Raw genomic sequence first — 14816 nt, 5'->3', positions numbered from 1 at the left:
GACGGCGTCACCCCGGGGATTGCCCAGGGTGACGCACGGCGTGCCTTAGCTGCAGCGGTTCTTCGCGGTGATCGTGCGATCGATCGCACGGCCGGCGAACGCGCCGCCGACACCGCCAGCAATCGTTCCGAGCGCCCCGCCACCGAGCACCGAATTGCCCAGCAACGCACCGCCGACGCCGCCCGCGACGAGGCCGGTCGTTCCGCTCGAATGGCGGCAGGTGCGGACGTGGCGGCGCGAATGGCCGTAATACCGCTTCTTCGCTTCGGCCTTGGTGGTCGGGAGCGCCATGCTGACCGGAACGACGAGCGAGGCGGCGGCGAGCGAGAGGAGGAGCTTACGCATGAACAATTCCCTGAAACATGTTGCAGAGCCGCAACGTTGTGATCTGGATTAGGATCCAGAACATCAACGAAGGATGAACGTCCGTCAGGATCGTTCGGGTGCCGCGGTCCAGCCCGGGGCCGGACGCAGCACTGCGGAACCGATGATCCACAGCATCGCCGCCCCCCGGAACCCAGCCGCGAGCGCGATATCGTGCAGGGTTGCCGCGGGATGGTGCCCGTCGAGCCCAGCGAAATACCAGAATTCGGCAAAATAGCAGGCAATGTCGCCCAAGGCGAACCACGCTACCGGCCATAGCCGATAGCTGGTGAGCAGCAGCACCGGGTACAGCCACAGGTCGAATTGGGGCGAATACACCTTGTTGGTCAGCAGGAACCACGCAAGCACCGGCGCGAACAGCACCCACGGTCGCGCGCCATGCCGCCACCAGCCGAGCACGACGATCACGCCCGCCCCACCGGCGAAGATCGCGGCAGACCAGACGTTACGCTCGGGAATCGTCGTCGCCCACCGGCCCGATTGCGCGAGGATCTCCCACACCGACGCCGCGGTCCCCGATCGTGCGGAGGAGAAAGAGTAGAATTCGGACCAGTTGGCAAAGGCGAGCACGGCCACGGGCGCATTGACCAGTCCCCAGCTCACGACGGCGATGATCACCAGCACGCCCGCCGTGACGATCCGCCGCCCGACCCCGCCGCCGCCCCGCGAGAAGAGCGCACCAAGCCCGAGCAACGGCAGCAGCAGCACCGGAAACAGTTTCGCCGCACTCCCGAGCGCCGCAAGCGCGGTCGCGAGCTGCGTCCCGCCACGCCGTGCCGCGAGCAGCGCAGCAACCGCGAAGGCGACCGCAAGCATGTCCCAATTATGCCCGAGATACAGCACCAACGGGGGTGCAGCCGCCCAGGCGAATTGTCGCGCGCGATCGACGCCCGCGCGCCGCAACATCCCCAGCACGACAAAGGCGAGCGCAGCATTGACCGCCGCCACCACGAACAGGAAATGCGCGGCGGTGGCACTCGCGCCGAAGACGGTGCGAGTCACGAAGCCTTCCGCCCAGATCAGCAGCCCGGTCAGCACCGGATATTCCATCCGCGCCTCGAGATAGGGGATCTGCCCTGCCGACACCCCGCGCAATCCCCAGAACGGCACCGCATCGCTGTAGCAGCCGGTGACGTACTGGATCGATCCGCCCCAATAGGCGCCGCAATGCCCCTTGAACGCCCAGCCGAGAAGGCAGGTGAGCGCGAGCACCCAGCGTGGATCGATCCGCTTCGCCCAGCCGTTCATAAGCGCTCCCTTTGCGGGCCCATTTTCCGTCAACGCCTTATACCGCCGGGATTAAACCGTCGACAGGGGGCGCAAAAGAACGTAGGGAGAACATCATGGCGCAACTCGATGTCCAGCAAAAGCTCGCGATCCTTGCGGACGCGGCGAAATACGATGCTTCCTGCGCTTCCTCGGGTTCGGTCAAACGGACGTCGCGCGATGGCAAGGGGGTCGGTTCGACCGATGGCGGGATGGGGATCTGCCATGCCTATGCGCCGGATGGGCGCTGCATCTCGCTGCTCAAGATCCTGCTGACCAACAGCTGCATCTTCGACTGCCATTACTGCATCAACCGCAAGAGCTCGAACGTCCGCCGTGCGCGCTTCACCGCGCAGGAGGTCGTCAACCTCACGCTGTCCTTCTACAAGCGCAATTACATCGAGGGGCTGTTCCTCTCCTCTGGGATCATCGGATCGTCCAACTACACGATGGAGCAGATGGTCGAGGTCGCGCGGAGCTTGCGCGAGGATCATAATTTCCGCGGCTATATTCATCTCAAGACGATCCCAGATGCCGATCCTGCGCTGGTCGAGCAGGCGGGCCTCCACGCCGATCGCCTGTCGATCAACGTTGAGCTGCCGACCGTCTCGGGGTTGAAGCGGCTCGCGCCCGAGAAGTCCGCGGTGCGGATCGAGGATGCGATGGCGGAGACCAGGACCTCGATCATCGACGCGACCGATGCGCGCAAGAAGTTCAAGTCCGCGCCGCGCTTCGCCCCCGCCGGGCAATCGACCCAGATGATCGTCGGTGCGGATGCCGCGACCGATGGCGACATCGTGATGCGCGCCTCGTCTCTGTACAACAGCTTCGATCTGCGCCGCGTCTATTATTCGGCGTTCAGCCCGATCCCGGATGCCAGTACCGTGCTCCCGCTTCAACGCCCGCCGCTGATGCGCGAGCATCGGCTGTACCAGTCGGACTGGCTGATGCGCTTCTATGGCTATACCTCGAAGGAAGTCGTCGCAGCGGCGGACGAGACGACGGGAATGCTCCCGCTCGATATCGACCCTAAGCTTGCCTGGGCGCTCAAGCATCGCGCGATCTTCCCGGTCGACGTCAACCGCGCGCCGCGCGAGCGGTTGCTGCGCGTGCCGGGGCTGGGGGTGAAGGCGGTCAATTCCATCCTCGCGGCGCGACGCTGGCGGCGGCTGCATCTCGCGGACGTCGCGCGGCTGACGGTGTCGATCACCAAGCTGCGCCCGTTCCTGATCGCGGAGGACTGGCGACCGGTTGCTTTGAGCGACAAGGCGGAATTGCGACCCATCGTTGCACCCAAGGTAAAGCAACTGGAGTTGTTCGCCTGACGGGCAACGGCCCGGTCGGGAGGATGATACGATGCACAGGGTGACGCTGGCCGAGCCGGACGATTTCGACGGCTGGCGCGAGGCTGCGCGTGGGCTCGCGGTGGCGGGTGTCGCGTCATCGGACGTGACGTGGCAGGTCGGCGATGCGCCAGTCGATTTGTTCGGCGAGGATCTGCCGCTGCCGCACAGCGACGCGCCCACTTTCTCCGTGTCGCGTGGCTTCGTCGATCTCGCGCGCAAGGCGCTGCTGCACAGCGATCCCGAACGCTTCGCGCTGCTGTACACGCTGTTGGTGCGGCTGCGCGATCAGCCCGGCGCGGTCGAGGACAAGGCCGATCCGCTGGTCCGCAAGCTCGAAGGCTTCGCGCGCGAGGTGCGCAAGGACATTCACAAGATGCGCGCGTTCGTGCGCTTCCGCGAGGTCGAGGAGGAGGGGCAGGCGCGGTTCGTCGCGTGGTTCGAACCCGAGCATCATATCGTCCGCTACAATGCGGGCTTCTTCCTCGACCGCTTCGCCAGCATGCACTGGTCGATCCTGACCCCCGAAATCGCGATCCACTGGGACGGCACGACGCTCGCTGAGGGGCCGGGCGCGTCCAAGGCGGATGCGCCCGCGGGCGACCCGATCGAGGATGTGTGGAAGACCTATTATGCGTCGATCTTCAACCCGGCGCGCGTCAAGATCGGCGCGATGTTGAAGGAGATGCCCAGGAAATACTGGAAGAACATGCCCGAGACCGCGCTGGTCCCCGGGCTGATCGCCTCGGCACAGGCACGGGAGTCTGGGATGATTGCAAGGGCAAGGGACGAGGTCGGCGGCAATAGTGCGATCGCGTGGGATGCGCTGCGTGACGAGGCGTCGGCGTGTACGCGCTGTCCGCTCTATGGGCCGGCGACGCAGACGGTGTTCGGCGAAGGCCCGGTCGATGCGCCGCTGATGTTCGTCGGCGAGCAGCCGGGGGATCAGGAGGATCTCGCCGGGCGGCCGTTCGTCGGGCCGGCGGGACAGTTGTTCGACCGCGCACTGGCGGCTGCGGGGGTGGACCGGAGCCGTGCGTATGTCACCAATGCGGTCAAGCACTTCAAGTTCGAGCAGCGCGGCAAGCGGCGGATCCACGCCAAGCCGGGCGCGGGCGAGATCGACGCGTGCCGCTGGTGGGTCGAGCAGGAGCGGTTGCTGATCAAGCCGCAGGTGACGGTCGCGCTGGGGGCTACCGCGGCGCGCAGTTTGCTCGGGCGGGTGGTGACGATCTCGAAGGAACGCGGGCGGGCGATCACGCTGGCGGATGGCGGCACGTGCTGGATCACGGTGCACCCGAGCTATCTGTTGCGCTTGCCCGATCCCGCGGCGGCGGAGGTCGAGTTCGCGCGGTTCGTCGAGGATCTGCGGATCGCGGGGGCGGGGGTTGCGGGGTTTGCTGCCTGACAACACACCAACCGTTCGTTTCGAGCGTAGTCGAGAAACCTGCGCTGTGCCCGGTTTCTCGACTACTCTCGAAACGAACGGGAGGAGGAGCCGAAGCACGGCACTAAGCGCTCCAGGGACAGGCCCGGGATGACGGTCGCTTTTGACGATGAATAAGGTGGGGAGCTTCTGTTGCTCGGTGCTCCCCGTACCGCCGGTGTCCGCTTCTGTTGCCCGGTGCGGCCCGAACCGCGCTTAGCTTAGTAACCTAGACCGTGAGGCCTTGAGTTACGCTGCAATCGCGAGTGCTTCGTTATCGTTTGCACTTGTGGTTTTGAGCCTTTTGCAGGTTACTCAGCCCGGGAAAAAACAGCGCTTTTCGAAACACGTCGATCCTGCTTCGGCCCCGTCATGACCGGTCCTGGCTGAAAGCCGTCGGGCCGGTTGTGGTGGAGCCGCCGGGTACTGCCCCCGGGTCCGTTGTATCTATTGCACGCCGCACTTTATCGCCATAGCCGGGCGAACCCGGCAGATCCGATATAGGCATTGTGTCGCGAATGGGAAGCGCACAAAATTGGATCAGCGCCTTTGACTCGCCACAAAAGCGGTGCATGGGGTAGTGTATCATGCTGACCCAACGTTCCCGCTATGCCCTGCGTGCGATGATGTTCCTCGCTGAAGCGCCCAAGGGCGGCCCGCCCATCCCGATGAACCGCATCGCCGCGAGCGCAAATGTCCCGCGCAAGTTTCTCGAGCTGATCCTCGCGGATCTGCGCGAGGCGGGGTTCCTCCACAGCCATCGCGGCAAGATGGGCGGCTATTGCCTGTCGCGCCCGACGCATCTGATTTCGCTCGGCGAGATCATCCGCGTGATCGAGGGACCGCTCGCATTGGTGCCGTGCGTCAGCCGCACCGCCTACCGCTCGTGCAACGACTGCAAGGATGAGGCAACGTGCGCGATCCGCCACGCGATGATGCGCGTGCGCGACGAGACCGCGCGGATCCTCGACGGAACGAGCCTTGCGGATTCGATCGCCGAGGATCTGGTCGCCGCCTGACGACGGCGACCCGGCGCCTTAACGCCGCTTCAATTCGTCGCGGATTTCGCGCAGCAGCGTCACGTCGGCGGGTTCGACCGGCTCGACGGGAACTTCGGGCGGCTTGGGCATCAGCCGGTTCACCGCGCGCACGACCAGGAAGATGATGAACGCGACGATCACGAAATTGACCGCCGCAGTCAGGAACGCGCCATAGCCGAACAGCGGTACGCCCGCCTTCTTGAGCGCGGCATAGTCCGACGATCCCGCAAGCGCCGCGGGCACCTTGCCGAGCACGAGGAAATAGCTCGAGAAGTCGAGCCCGCCGGTCAGCCGCCCGATCATCGGCATGATCACGTCGTCCGTCAGCGACGTCACGATCTTGCCGAACGCCGCGCCGATGATCACCGCGACGGCGAGATCGAGCACGTTCCCCCGGGCGATGAAAGCCTTGAACTCCTTGAACATCACACGTCCCCAACCGATTTCATTTCGCGTCGCCACCGTACCCCGCTATCATGGCGATGCAAGATCTGGAGGGATCCCCACAATGAACTACCGCACCCTGTTTGTCGCATCGGCTGGTCTGGCACTGTCGGCTTCGCTGTCCGGCTGCGGGCTCAACAGCGTCCCCACGCAGGAAGAAAACGCCAAGGCGAAGTGGGCCGATGTCGAGAATTACTACCAGCGTCGCGCCGACCTGATCCCCAACCTCGTCGCGACGGTCAAGGCTGCTGGCGCGCAGGAGAAGAGTATCCTGGTCGAAGTCACGCAGGCGCGGGCCGGGGCCAACGCGGTCAAGCTGAGCGCCGACCAGCTCAACGATCCGGCGAAGGTCGCGGCGTATGAGAAGGCGCAGTCCAACGTCACGCTGTCGCTCCAGCGGCTTCAGGAAGCCTATCCCGAGCTCAAGAGCCAGGCGAATTACGCGACGCTGATGGATCAGCTCGAGGGCACCGAGAACCGCATTTCGACCGCGCGCCACGACTACAATGGCGCAGTGCAGAGCTACAACACCACGATCCGGACCTTCCCCGATGCGATCGGCGCGAAGGTGTTCTACGGCGCGAAGCCGCTGGTGCCGTTCAAGGCGACGACGCCGGGCGCCGAGGCTGCTCCGGCGGTGAATTTCGGCAACGGCAATTGATCGTGGGGCTCAGAGGGCCCGTTTGATGACCATCCTGAAATCGTTCCTGCTCGCGGTGGCGGTGCTGCTTGGCACCGCCGCCGCGGACGCGCAGACCTATCCCAAATTCACCGGGCTGGTGGTCGATGCGGCCAACGTCCTGCCGCCCGCGACCGAGGCGGACCTGAACGCCAAGCTCGAGGCGTTGCAGAAAGATACCAAGCGCCAGCTGGTGGTCGCGACGATCCCCAACCTCGAAGGACGCGAGCTCGAGGAATATGGCGTCGGCCTGGGCCGTGCGTGGGGCGTCGGGTTGAAGGACGCGAACAACGGCGCGATCCTGTTCATCGCACCCAACGAGCCCAAGGGGCATCGCGGCCCCCGGATAGAGGTCGGCTACGGGCTCGAACCGTTCCTCACCGATGCCTTTATCGGGCGCGTGATCCGTGAACAGATGATCCCCAAGCTTTCGCAATCGGGGGATATCCCCGGCGCGATGGAAGCGGGCACCGATGCGCTGATCAAGCAGCTGCGCGCCTCGCCAGAGGAAGCCAAGGCGGAAACCGACGCGGCAGCGGCGGCGTTCGACAAGACTCACCAAAGAGCGCGCAATGGCGGCGGCTTCCCGATCGGGCTGGTGTTCTGGGGCCTCGTGATCGGCTTCGTCCTGCTGACCGCGATGCGTCGGCGGGGCGGCGGTGGCGGCGGCGGGGATGTCGGCGGTGGCGAGCAACGCTATCGCAGCGGCATCGCGCCAGCGATCCTGTGGGGTGCGGCATTGAGCGACTGGGGCGGCCGCTCCGGTGCGGGATCCGGCGGCGGCTGGGGCGGTGGCGGCGGCGACGGTGGCTCCGATGGCGGGTCCGACGGCAGCTGGGGCGGCGGCGGCTTTACCGGTGGCGGCGGTGGGTCGTTCGGCGGCGGCGGCGCATCGGGGGATTGGTGATGGCACGGACCCCGAAACTCACGCGCGAGGACCATGCGCGGGTGCTGGCGGCGGTCCAGCACGCCGAGCATGGCACCGATGGCGAGATCGTGACGATCGTTACCGATCGCTCCGATTCCTACGACGATGCCGCATTGCAGGTCGCGCTCCTCGCGATGCTGCTGGTGGTGGCGCTTGCTTCGGTCGACCCGCTGCGGATCGAACTGTGGCTCAGCGGTTTCACGCAGGGGTGGGACGCAGCGCCCGACCCGCGATTGCTGCTCGCCGGGCTGCTGGTGGTCCAGACGCTGGTGTTCCTGCTGGTACGCTGGGCCTTGTCCTACCGGCCGTTGCGGCTCGCGCTGGTGCCCAAGGCGACACGGCGCAGGCGCGTGCGGCGGCGCGCGATCCAGTATTTCAAGGTCGGCGCGGAACGGCGGACCGAGGCACGCGTCGGCATCCTGCTCTACCTTTCGCGCGACGAGCGGATGGCGGAGATCGTCGCCGACGAAGGCATCCACCGTGCGGTCCCGGCCGAGCGCTGGGGGGATGCGATGGCGGCGCTGGTGCATGAGACGCGCGCCGGGAACCCGGGGGCGGGGATGGCCGCCGCGGTTGAGCGGATCGGCGCGATCCTCGCCGAAAGCTTCCCCAAGACGGAAAGCGACCGCAACGAACTTCCCGACAGGCTGATCGAATTATGACCGCGGAGACCGTCTGGGCGGGCAAGTACATCAAGGTCATCAAGGACGGCACCTGGGAATATGTCTCGCGCGCGCGCGGGATCGAGGCGGCGGTGATCCTCGCGATCGACGACGGGCATGTCCTGCTGGTCGAGCAATATCGCGTGCCGCTCGGCAAGGCGTGTCTCGAACTGCCGGCGGGTCTGGTCGGCGACGAGGAGGCGGGCGAGAGCGTGCTCGATTCAGCGGGACGCGAGCTGGAGGAAGAAACGGGCTATCGCGCCGAGACCGTCGACTCGCTCGGGTTTTTCCATTCGTCGCCGGGGATGGTGTCGGAAGGCTTCACGCTCGTTCGCGCGCGCGGGCTTCGCCAGATTGGCGATGGCGGCGGGGTCGAGGGCGAGAACATCACCGTCCACCGCGTTCCGGTCGCGAATATCGCGGCGTTTGTCGCGGCCAAGCGCGCGGCGGGGGTGGCGATCGACGTTAAGCTGTTGCTGCTGCTCGGCGCGGGGATGCTGGCGAGCTAGCGTTCGTTGGCCCTAACCCGACCTTGGAGTGACGGGCATACACGTCGTCCCGCATCGGTCGTCTGGACGTCCGAAGTCCTGAAGCACCCGGTACGACTGCCGAAGTAGCGTGCCGTTTACCGGAAATTGTCCGCGTAGCTCTGCAGCTTCAACGTCCGTTCGGGCGCGGCGGCGATCGTGAAAGCAAGACCCTCGCGCTCGGCATAGGCGACCGCGGCTTCCTGCGTCGGGAAGGTCAGGCGAAGCTGGTCGCGCGTGTCGCCCGAACCGGCCCAGCCGGTCAGCGGGTCGGGCCGCTTGGGCTCGGCGGGCGCGAAATCGAGCACCCAGATCGTGGTGCGGGCACGCCCGGAGGACATGGCGTTCTTGGGGCGCTGATAGATTCGGGCGGTCGACATGGGGTCTCCTTATCGTGCTTCGCGCGCGCGCGCATCTGCGTTTTTCGTCCGGAGCGTCGCGGATGCCGCGGCGGGGTCGTCGGGCCACGGATGCCGTGGATAGCGCCCACGCATTTCGCGCGCGACATCGGCCCAGCTCCCCGCCCAGAAACCGGGCAAGTCGCGCGTCGTCTGGATCGGACGTCCGGCGGGCGAGGTGAGGCTCAGCACCAGCGGCACGCGCCCGCCGCCGACCATCGGATGCACCGCAAGCCCGAACAGCGCCTGCGGCCGCAGCTCGACGCGCGGGCCGCCCTCGGCGGCGTAATCAATCGCATGGCCGCTTCCCGCGGGACTGTGGAAGTGCGTCGGTGCCAGGCGGTCGATCAGCGTCAGCGCGTCCCAGCCGATCACCCCGCGGAGCGCATCGGTCAGCGCGCCCGAGTCGATCGCATCGAGACGTCGCTTGCCCTCGAGCAGCGGGACCAGCCATTCGTCCGCGCGCGCCAGCAGCGATGCGTCGTCGAGCGCAAGCGCCGCACCGCCGTGCGCCGCGGCAAAGGCGGCGCGATGCCTCAGCGCCTGCGCGGCGTCGCTCCACGGCAGGCGGTCCAGCCCGTGCGTTGTGATTCCAGCGAGCAGCGCCGCGGCAATGGCCTCGGGGTCGGCGTTCGAATCGGGGCCGCTCGATAGCCGCAACGCGCCGAGCCGCCGCTCGCGCTTCGCCACGACGCCGCCGGTCGCGGGATCGAACGCCACGTCGCGGTGGACCGCAATCCGGTCTCCGAACAACGTCTCGATCGTGGGCAGGTCGATGACGGCGGCGGACAGGATACGCGCGCCCGAGGCGAGCCCTTGCGTTTCGGCGACCGCGAGCCATTCGGCGCGGGCGAGGCTCGAGGTCGGGTCGAGCTTGAACCCGCGACCGCCGACGGAGGCCCATGTCTCGCCAGACGCGTCGCGGCGGCGCGCGATCCGGTCGGGGAAGGCAAGTGCGATCGCGATGGCGGTTTCGTGTTCGCTGTCGCCTGTGGGGGAGGGGGCTGTTTCGGAATGGTGCGTCTGCGGCGGCCCCTCTCCCCGACCATCTCCCCGGGGGGGAGAGGGAGAAAGCGACGTCCAGCGCTTGGCCAGTTTGCGGCCTGCTTCGGCGCGCTGGCCGCGCTCGGTGTGCCAGCGGCGTCGCCGCGTGGCGAGATCGACGTCGTTGCCGCCGAGCCCGCGCTCGCCGAGCAGCACGGCGACTTCCGCCGCGGTCGTGGCGAGGCCGAGTTCCCCGGCGCGTACCAGCATATGCCCCAATCGGGGCGCGAGCGGGAGGCGCGCGATTGCCGTCCCGTGCGGTGTCGGGCGGCCATCCGCGTCGATTGCGTCCAGCGCTAGCAGCCGTGCGCGCGCTTCCTGCACCGCCGCCTCGCTCGGCGGATCGAGCCACGCCAGCACACGCGGATCGGCGAGCCCCCACAACGCGCAGTCGAGCGTCAGCGCGGACAGATCCGCCTCCAGGATCTCGGGCGGGTCGAACCGCGGCAGACCGGCGGTCGCGGCTTCCTCCCACAGGCGATAGGCGACGCCCGGCCCCTGCCGCGCGGCCCGCCCGGCACGCTGCGTCACCGCCGCCTGGCTCGCGCGCTCGGTGACGAGCCGGGTCATCCCCGCCGCGCGATCGTAGCGCGGGCGACGCGCGAGCCCCGAATCCACCACGACGCGGATGCCGTCGAGCGTCAGGCTGGTCTCGGCGATCGACGTCGCGAGCACGACCTTGCGCGCGCCATCGCGGTCGGGCGCGATCGCGGCGCGCTGCGCGGCGGGGTCAAGGCTGCCGTGGAGCTTGTGCAGGATGATCCCCGCGCCAAGTCCGTCGAGCCGTTCGGCGGTGCGTTCGATCTCCGCGACGCCGGGCAGGAAGGCGAGCACCCCGCCGCTTTCCTCGCGCAGCGCGAGCCGGATCGCGGCGGCGACCGAGTCCTCGATCCGCTGCTCGCCCGCGCGGCCGAGATGGCGCAGCGTCAGCGGGAACATCCGGCCTTCGCTCATCATCACGGGCGCGTCGCCCATCAGTCCCGAGAAGCGCGACCCGTCGAGCGTCGCCGACATCGCGAGCAGCCGCAGATCGGGCCGCAACCCGCCCTGCGCATCGAGCGCGAGCGCAAGGCCGAAGTCGCTGTGCAGACTCCGTTCGTGGACTTCGTCGAACAGTACCGCCGACACGCCGCCCAGTTCGGGATCGTTCTGGATCCGCGCGACGAAAATCCCCTCGGTCACCACCGTGACGCGGGTCGCCGCCGACCGTTTCGAATCCATCCGCGTGGCATAGCCGAAGGTCTTGCCGACCGGCTCGCCCGCCTGCGCCGCCATCCGCTCGGCCGCGGCGCGCGCGGCGAGGCGGCGGGGGGAGAGCAGCAAAATCTCGCCGGTGCACCACGGTTCACCAAGCAGCGCCGGGGCGACCGCGGTGGTCTTGCCCGCGCCGGGCGGTGCCACCAGCACGGCGTTGGCGCGGGTGCGCAACGTCTCGAGCAGCGACGGCAGGACGGCATGGATGGGGAGGGCAACGGTCACGTTGCCTCCCTACCGCAGGATCGCGGGTTTGGAACGTGCGGCGTTGCGATGACGTCTTTGTCATCGCCGGCGTCCTAGTATCTCACGAACACGCGATGCTAGGCGGCTGGAATTGGACGCGGAGTAAAGACATGGCGGGTCACGGCCATTCGCATAGCGGGCACGATCACGGACACGGCCATGGGGGGCTCAGCCACGGCCATGGCGGCCACGGGCACAGCCACACGCCCGCGAGCGGCCATGACCGTGCGTTCGCGGTCGGGATCGCGCTCAACCTGAGCTTCATCGTCGGCGAAGTCGTGTTCGGGCTGATGGCGCATTCGGTGTCGCTGCTCGCGGACGCGGGGCATAATCTGTCCGACGTGCTCGGGCTTGGCGCGGCGTGGGCGGCGATCGCGCTCGGGCGGCGCTCGCCGTCGAAGCGGTTTACCTATGGGCTCAAGGGCTCGACGATCCTCGCTGCCTTGCTCAACGCGCTGCTGCTGCTCGTCGCGCTCGGCGCGATCATGCTCGAGGCGGTGCAGCGGCTTGCGGTGCCAGCGCCGGTCGACGGGCCGCTGGTGGCATGGGTCGCGGGTGCGGGGATCCTGGTCAATGGCGTCACCGCGCTGATGTTCCTCCGCGGCAGCGCGGGCGACCTCAATATCCGCGGCGCCTATCTCCATATGGCGAGCGACGCGATGGTGTCGGCGGGGGTCGTCGTTTCGGGGCTGCTGATCTGGTGGACCGGGGCGATGTGGCTCGACCCCGTGGTCAGCATCGTGATCGCGGTGCTGATCTTCCTGCAGACCTGGGGGCTGCTGCGCGAATCGGTCGAGATGTCTCTGGCAGCCGTCCCCCGCGGGATCGATTCGGATGCGGTCTGGGCGGAATTGCAGGAGCTTCCCGGTGTCGCGCGCGTGCATCACGTCCATATCTGGCCGATGAGCACGACCGAGACCGTGCTGACCGCGCATCTGGTGATGCCCGGCGGGCATCCGGGTGACGCCTTTCTCGACTCGGCGCGCGGCATGCTGAAGGAGCATTTCGGCATCGGTCACGCGACGTTGCAGGTCGAGCTGGCGACCAGCGATACGGACGCTCATGCGGGGTGCCCCGTCGACTGACCCCGTCGACTGACCCCGTTGAGAGACCGGGCCGCAAGCGCTGGTCAGCGCGGCGGGGTTACGGTTCAAGCCCGGACGAGACGTTCTGGAACGTGCTGGACACCTTGGCGCCCAGCGACTGCATTCCGGTAATCGCGGCGATCGCCATCAGCGCTGCGATCAGACTATATTCGATTGCAGTCGCGGCGCGAGAATTGGTCCAGAGTTTCATGCTCTTGTCCCCCAAGGCGGTTGGCCTTGACAGGGATGACGCGAAACCCCTGAAGCATCGTGAGCAGCCGCCCCCGGGAAACTACGGTAGCGTTCCGGGGCAGGCGCTCAATACGCGCGCGCGACCGCGAATTCGACCGCTTCAATCATCGCATTCTTGGCCTGGCCGTTGGCGAAACCGCCAAGCGCATCGATTGCGCGCTGCCCGTAATGCCGGGCGCGCGCTAGCGTATCCTCAACCGCTCGAGTCGAGCGGACGAGATCGATGGCGCGTGCGAAGTCCTCGTCGCGGTTGCGATGCCCCTCGATCGCGGCCTTCCAGAAGGCGCGATCCTCGGGGTTGCCGCGCGCATAGGCGAGGATCACGGGGAGCGTCGCCTTGCCCTCGCGGAAGTCGTCGCCCGCATCCTTGCCCATCGTCCCCGCGTCGGAAACATAGTCGATCGCGTCGTCGACCAGCTGGAACGCGATGCCGAGGTTGCGCCCGTAGGAATCGAGCGCAAGCTCCTCCGCCTCGGGACGCTCGGCGACCACCGCGGAGACGCGGCAGGCGGCGGCGAACAGCGCGGCGGTCTTCGCGCCGATGATGTCGAGATAGCGTTCCTCGGGGGTGTCGACCCGGCGCGCGGCGGTGAGCTGGTTGACCTCGCCCTCGGCGATGATCGCGCTGGCACCCGAGAGAATACCGAGCACCTTGAGCGAGCCGTCTTCGACCATCAGCTCGAACGAGCGGCTGAACAGGAAATCGCCGACAAGCACGCTCGCCGGGTTGCCCCAGATGAGATTGGCGGTGCGCTTGCCGCGGCGCAGGTCCGACCCGTCAACGACGTCGTCATGAAGCAGCGTGGCGGTATGAATGAACTCGACCGCTGCGGCGAGGCGGTGGTGCCGCGTGCCGGTGTAGCTCAGAAGCCGCGCACTCGCGAGCGTCAGCATCGGGCGCATGCGCTTGCCGCCGCCCGCGATCAGATGCCCGGCAAGCTCGGGGATCAGCGGGATCTGCGACTGCATGCGCGACAGGATCACGGCGTTGACCATGTTCATGTCGCCCGTGACAAGCTGGACCATCGGTTCGAGCGATGGAGTGGGCCGTGTGTCGCCCAGGCGGTGGATCGTGGCGGTCATCTGCGGTGCGATGTGGCCGTGCTGCGGCCCAAACGCAACCCTTTGCGGGTTGCGCTGTGCGTGGGGGTCGACCAAAAAGGCGTCTCACGGGATAGGAGCACGCTGGTGTCCGACGAAACGCTCAGCGGATATCGCCAGAGCATCGACAATATCGACGCCGCTCTGGTGTTCCTGCTCGCCGAACGGTTCAAGGTGACCAAGGCGGTCGGCAGCTACAAGGCACGGACCGGACTGCCCCCCGCCGACCCGGGCCGCGAGGACGCACAGATCGCGCGGCTGCGCGGACTTGCGCACGATGCCCAGTTGGATGCGGATTTCAGCGAGAAGTTCCTGCGGTTCATCATCGACGAGGTGATCCGGCACCATGAGCGGGTGCGGGAGGCGGATTAGGGCGGGGGCGTCGCGCGAGCGGTTACGTGATTCCCACTAACTCGCGACGCTGACACACTACAGGTGCGGCAACCGCTTCCTTGCCCTGCTTGCTTCTGGGCAGCAAAGCGGAACGATCGGAAGCGATCACGTACGGACATCGGTCGGTTGGTTAGTCTTGTCCGATGATAACCCGTCACCATGCAATTAGGTGGTTCGCGTGGCTGTTTAGCGGATGCAGTCTTGTCCGAACGACACTGCCGCATAACTTCAAGATGCCCGCGAAGCGCGCACCGCGTTACAGCGCTGCGGTACCGCACAAAATAGCATTATGGGGATGGTCGACGAGGATGACACGTTTTTCATTGGGCGAAACGCTGTTGATT

The 14816-nt window shown here is 67.1% G+C and carries 16 protein-coding genes and 1 other RNA gene; 9 read left to right on the top strand and 8 right to left on the bottom strand.

Annotated elements, in window-relative coordinates:
- Positions 1 to 45: 45 nt before the first annotated feature.
- Together RI03_RS15835 and RI03_RS15830 are read right to left on the bottom strand one after the other, a co-directional pair.
- The gene (locus tag RI03_RS15835; RefSeq protein WP_010218518.1) at positions 46 to 345 is read right to left on the bottom strand and encodes a hypothetical protein; all 300 of its coding nucleotides are present in this window, start codon (positions 343 to 345) and stop codon (positions 46 to 48) included.
- A gap of 84 nt (positions 346 to 429) precedes the next feature.
- A complete protein-coding gene (locus tag RI03_RS15830) occupies positions 430 to 1632 on the bottom strand; it encodes a hypothetical protein (protein ID WP_010218517.1) in 1203 nt (400 codons plus the stop codon).
- Positions 1633 to 1727: 95 nt separating this feature from the next.
- Between RI03_RS15830 and RI03_RS15825 the strand changes: the two genes are divergently transcribed.
- Together RI03_RS15825 and RI03_RS15820 are read left to right on the top strand one after the other, a co-directional pair.
- Complete coding sequence (locus RI03_RS15825; protein WP_010218516.1) at positions 1728 to 2975, top strand: putative DNA modification/repair radical SAM protein; 1248 nt, start codon at positions 1728 to 1730, stop codon at positions 2973 to 2975.
- 31 nt (positions 2976 to 3006) lie between these two features.
- Entirely contained in the window at positions 3007 to 4401 is a 1395-nt protein-coding gene (locus tag RI03_RS15820) for a UdgX family uracil-DNA binding protein (protein WP_026046772.1), read from the top strand.
- Between the two features lie 195 nt (positions 4402 to 4596).
- On the opposite strand, the gene ssrA is transcribed toward RI03_RS15820, so the two are convergent.
- Positions 4597 to 4948: a transfer-messenger RNA gene (gene ssrA / locus RI03_RS22745) on the bottom strand.
- Between the two features lie 58 nt (positions 4949 to 5006).
- Between ssrA and RI03_RS15815 the strand changes: the two genes are divergently transcribed.
- Positions 5007 to 5438 carry an RrF2 family transcriptional regulator gene (locus RI03_RS15815; RefSeq protein ID WP_010162171.1) on the top strand — a complete coding sequence of 144 codons (432 nt, stop codon included), beginning with the start codon at positions 5007 to 5009 and terminating at the stop codon, positions 5436 to 5438.
- An 18-nt stretch (positions 5439 to 5456) separates the two neighbouring features.
- On the opposite strand, the gene mscL is transcribed toward RI03_RS15815, so the two are convergent.
- Positions 5457 to 5885 (bottom strand): large conductance mechanosensitive channel protein MscL, encoded by a 429-nt coding sequence (mscL, locus tag RI03_RS15810; RefSeq protein WP_010162172.1) that lies wholly within the window; start codon positions 5883 to 5885, stop codon positions 5457 to 5459.
- Positions 5886 to 5967: 82 nt separating this feature from the next.
- On the opposite strand from mscL, the gene RI03_RS15805 reads away from it, so the two are divergent.
- Genes RI03_RS15805 through RI03_RS15790 form a run of 4 tightly spaced genes read left to right on the top strand, consistent with a single transcriptional unit; the run spans position 5968 to position 8681 of the window.
- Positions 5968 to 6564 (top strand): LemA family protein, encoded by a 597-nt coding sequence (locus RI03_RS15805; RefSeq protein ID WP_010218514.1) that lies wholly within the window; start codon positions 5968 to 5970, stop codon positions 6562 to 6564.
- Positions 6565 to 6589: 25 nt separating this feature from the next.
- Positions 6590 to 7489 (top strand): TPM domain-containing protein, encoded by a 900-nt coding sequence (locus tag RI03_RS15800; RefSeq protein ID WP_010218513.1) that lies wholly within the window; start codon positions 6590 to 6592, stop codon positions 7487 to 7489.
- On the top strand, positions 7489 to 8172 hold the full coding sequence (locus tag RI03_RS15795; protein WP_010218512.1) for a TPM domain-containing protein: 684 nt from the start codon (positions 7489 to 7491) through the stop codon (positions 8170 to 8172). Before RI03_RS15800 ends, RI03_RS15795 begins: the two co-directional genes overlap by 1 nt.
- Positions 8169 to 8681, top strand: a complete 513-nt coding sequence (locus RI03_RS15790; RefSeq protein WP_010218511.1) for an NUDIX hydrolase — start codon at positions 8169 to 8171, stop codon at positions 8679 to 8681. The genes RI03_RS15795 and RI03_RS15790 overlap by 4 nt, the downstream gene beginning before the upstream one ends.
- 116 nt (positions 8682 to 8797) lie before the next feature.
- On the opposite strand, the gene RI03_RS15785 is transcribed toward RI03_RS15790, so the two are convergent.
- The gene (locus tag RI03_RS15785; protein WP_010162178.1) at positions 8798 to 9079 is read right to left on the bottom strand and encodes an ETC complex I subunit; all 282 of its coding nucleotides are present in this window, start codon (positions 9077 to 9079) and stop codon (positions 8798 to 8800) included.
- 9 nt (positions 9080 to 9088) lie between these two features.
- Complete coding sequence (gene hrpB / locus RI03_RS15780) at positions 9089 to 11620, bottom strand: ATP-dependent helicase HrpB (protein WP_010218510.1); 2532 nt, start codon at positions 11618 to 11620, stop codon at positions 9089 to 9091.
- Positions 11621 to 11751: 131 nt separating this feature from the next.
- Between hrpB and RI03_RS15775 the strand changes: the two genes are divergently transcribed.
- Positions 11752 to 12726 carry a cation diffusion facilitator family transporter gene (locus RI03_RS15775; RefSeq protein WP_010218509.1) on the top strand — a complete coding sequence of 325 codons (975 nt, stop codon included), beginning with the start codon at positions 11752 to 11754 and terminating at the stop codon, positions 12724 to 12726.
- 58 nt (positions 12727 to 12784) lie between these two features.
- On the opposite strand, the gene RI03_RS15770 is transcribed toward RI03_RS15775, so the two are convergent.
- The gene (locus tag RI03_RS15770) at positions 12785 to 12937 is read right to left on the bottom strand and encodes a Flp family type IVb pilin (protein WP_010162181.1); all 153 of its coding nucleotides are present in this window, start codon (positions 12935 to 12937) and stop codon (positions 12785 to 12787) included.
- 107 nt (positions 12938 to 13044) lie between these two features.
- The gene (locus tag RI03_RS15765; protein ID WP_010162182.1) at positions 13045 to 14061 is read right to left on the bottom strand and encodes a polyprenyl synthetase family protein; all 1017 of its coding nucleotides are present in this window, start codon (positions 14059 to 14061) and stop codon (positions 13045 to 13047) included.
- Positions 14062 to 14166: 105 nt separating this feature from the next.
- On the opposite strand from RI03_RS15765, the gene RI03_RS15760 reads away from it, so the two are divergent.
- Positions 14167 to 14451, top strand: coding sequence for a chorismate mutase (locus RI03_RS15760; protein ID WP_010162183.1), 285 nt, complete (start codon positions 14167 to 14169; stop codon positions 14449 to 14451).
- Positions 14452 to 14816: the final 365 nt, after the last annotated feature.

The organism is Sphingomonas sp. PAMC 26621 (genome assembly GCF_000251145.1).
GTDB lineage: Bacteria > Pseudomonadota > Alphaproteobacteria > Sphingomonadales > Sphingomonadaceae > Sphingomonas.
This window is presented reverse-complemented; position numbering and strand designations above follow the sequence as displayed.

Bases quoted from the DNA above. Each gene is read 5' to 3' on its own strand.
- RI03_RS15835 (WP_010218518.1), bottom strand. From the start codon at position 345: ATGCGTAAGCTCCTCCTCTCGCTCGCCGCCGCCTCGCTCGTCGTTCCG.
- RI03_RS15830 (WP_010218517.1), bottom strand. From the start codon at position 1,632: ATGAACGGCTGGGCGAAGCGGATCGATCCACGCTGGGTGCTCGCGCTC.
- RI03_RS15825 (WP_010218516.1), top strand. From the start codon at position 1,728: ATGGCGCAACTCGATGTCCAGCAAAAGCTCGCGATCCTTGCGGACGCG.
- RI03_RS15820 (WP_026046772.1), top strand. From the start codon at position 3,007: ATGCACAGGGTGACGCTGGCCGAGCCGGACGATTTCGACGGCTGGCGC.
- RI03_RS15815 (WP_010162171.1), top strand. From the start codon at position 5,007: ATGCTGACCCAACGTTCCCGCTATGCCCTGCGTGCGATGATGTTCCTC.
- mscL (WP_010162172.1), bottom strand. From the start codon at position 5,885: ATGTTCAAGGAGTTCAAGGCTTTCATCGCCCGGGGGAACGTGCTCGAT.
- RI03_RS15805 (WP_010218514.1), top strand. From the start codon at position 5,968: ATGAACTACCGCACCCTGTTTGTCGCATCGGCTGGTCTGGCACTGTCG.
- RI03_RS15800 (WP_010218513.1), top strand. From the start codon at position 6,590: ATGACCATCCTGAAATCGTTCCTGCTCGCGGTGGCGGTGCTGCTTGGC.
- RI03_RS15795 (WP_010218512.1), top strand. From the start codon at position 7,489: ATGGCACGGACCCCGAAACTCACGCGCGAGGACCATGCGCGGGTGCTG.
- RI03_RS15790 (WP_010218511.1), top strand. From the start codon at position 8,169: ATGACCGCGGAGACCGTCTGGGCGGGCAAGTACATCAAGGTCATCAAG.
- RI03_RS15785 (WP_010162178.1), bottom strand. From the start codon at position 9,079: ATGTCGACCGCCCGAATCTATCAGCGCCCCAAGAACGCCATGTCCTCC.
- RI03_RS15775 (WP_010218509.1), top strand. From the start codon at position 11,752: ATGGCGGGTCACGGCCATTCGCATAGCGGGCACGATCACGGACACGGC.
- RI03_RS15770 (WP_010162181.1), bottom strand. From the start codon at position 12,937: ATGAAACTCTGGACCAATTCTCGCGCCGCGACTGCAATCGAATATAGT.
- RI03_RS15765 (WP_010162182.1), bottom strand. From the start codon at position 14,061: ATGACCGCCACGATCCACCGCCTGGGCGACACACGGCCCACTCCATCG.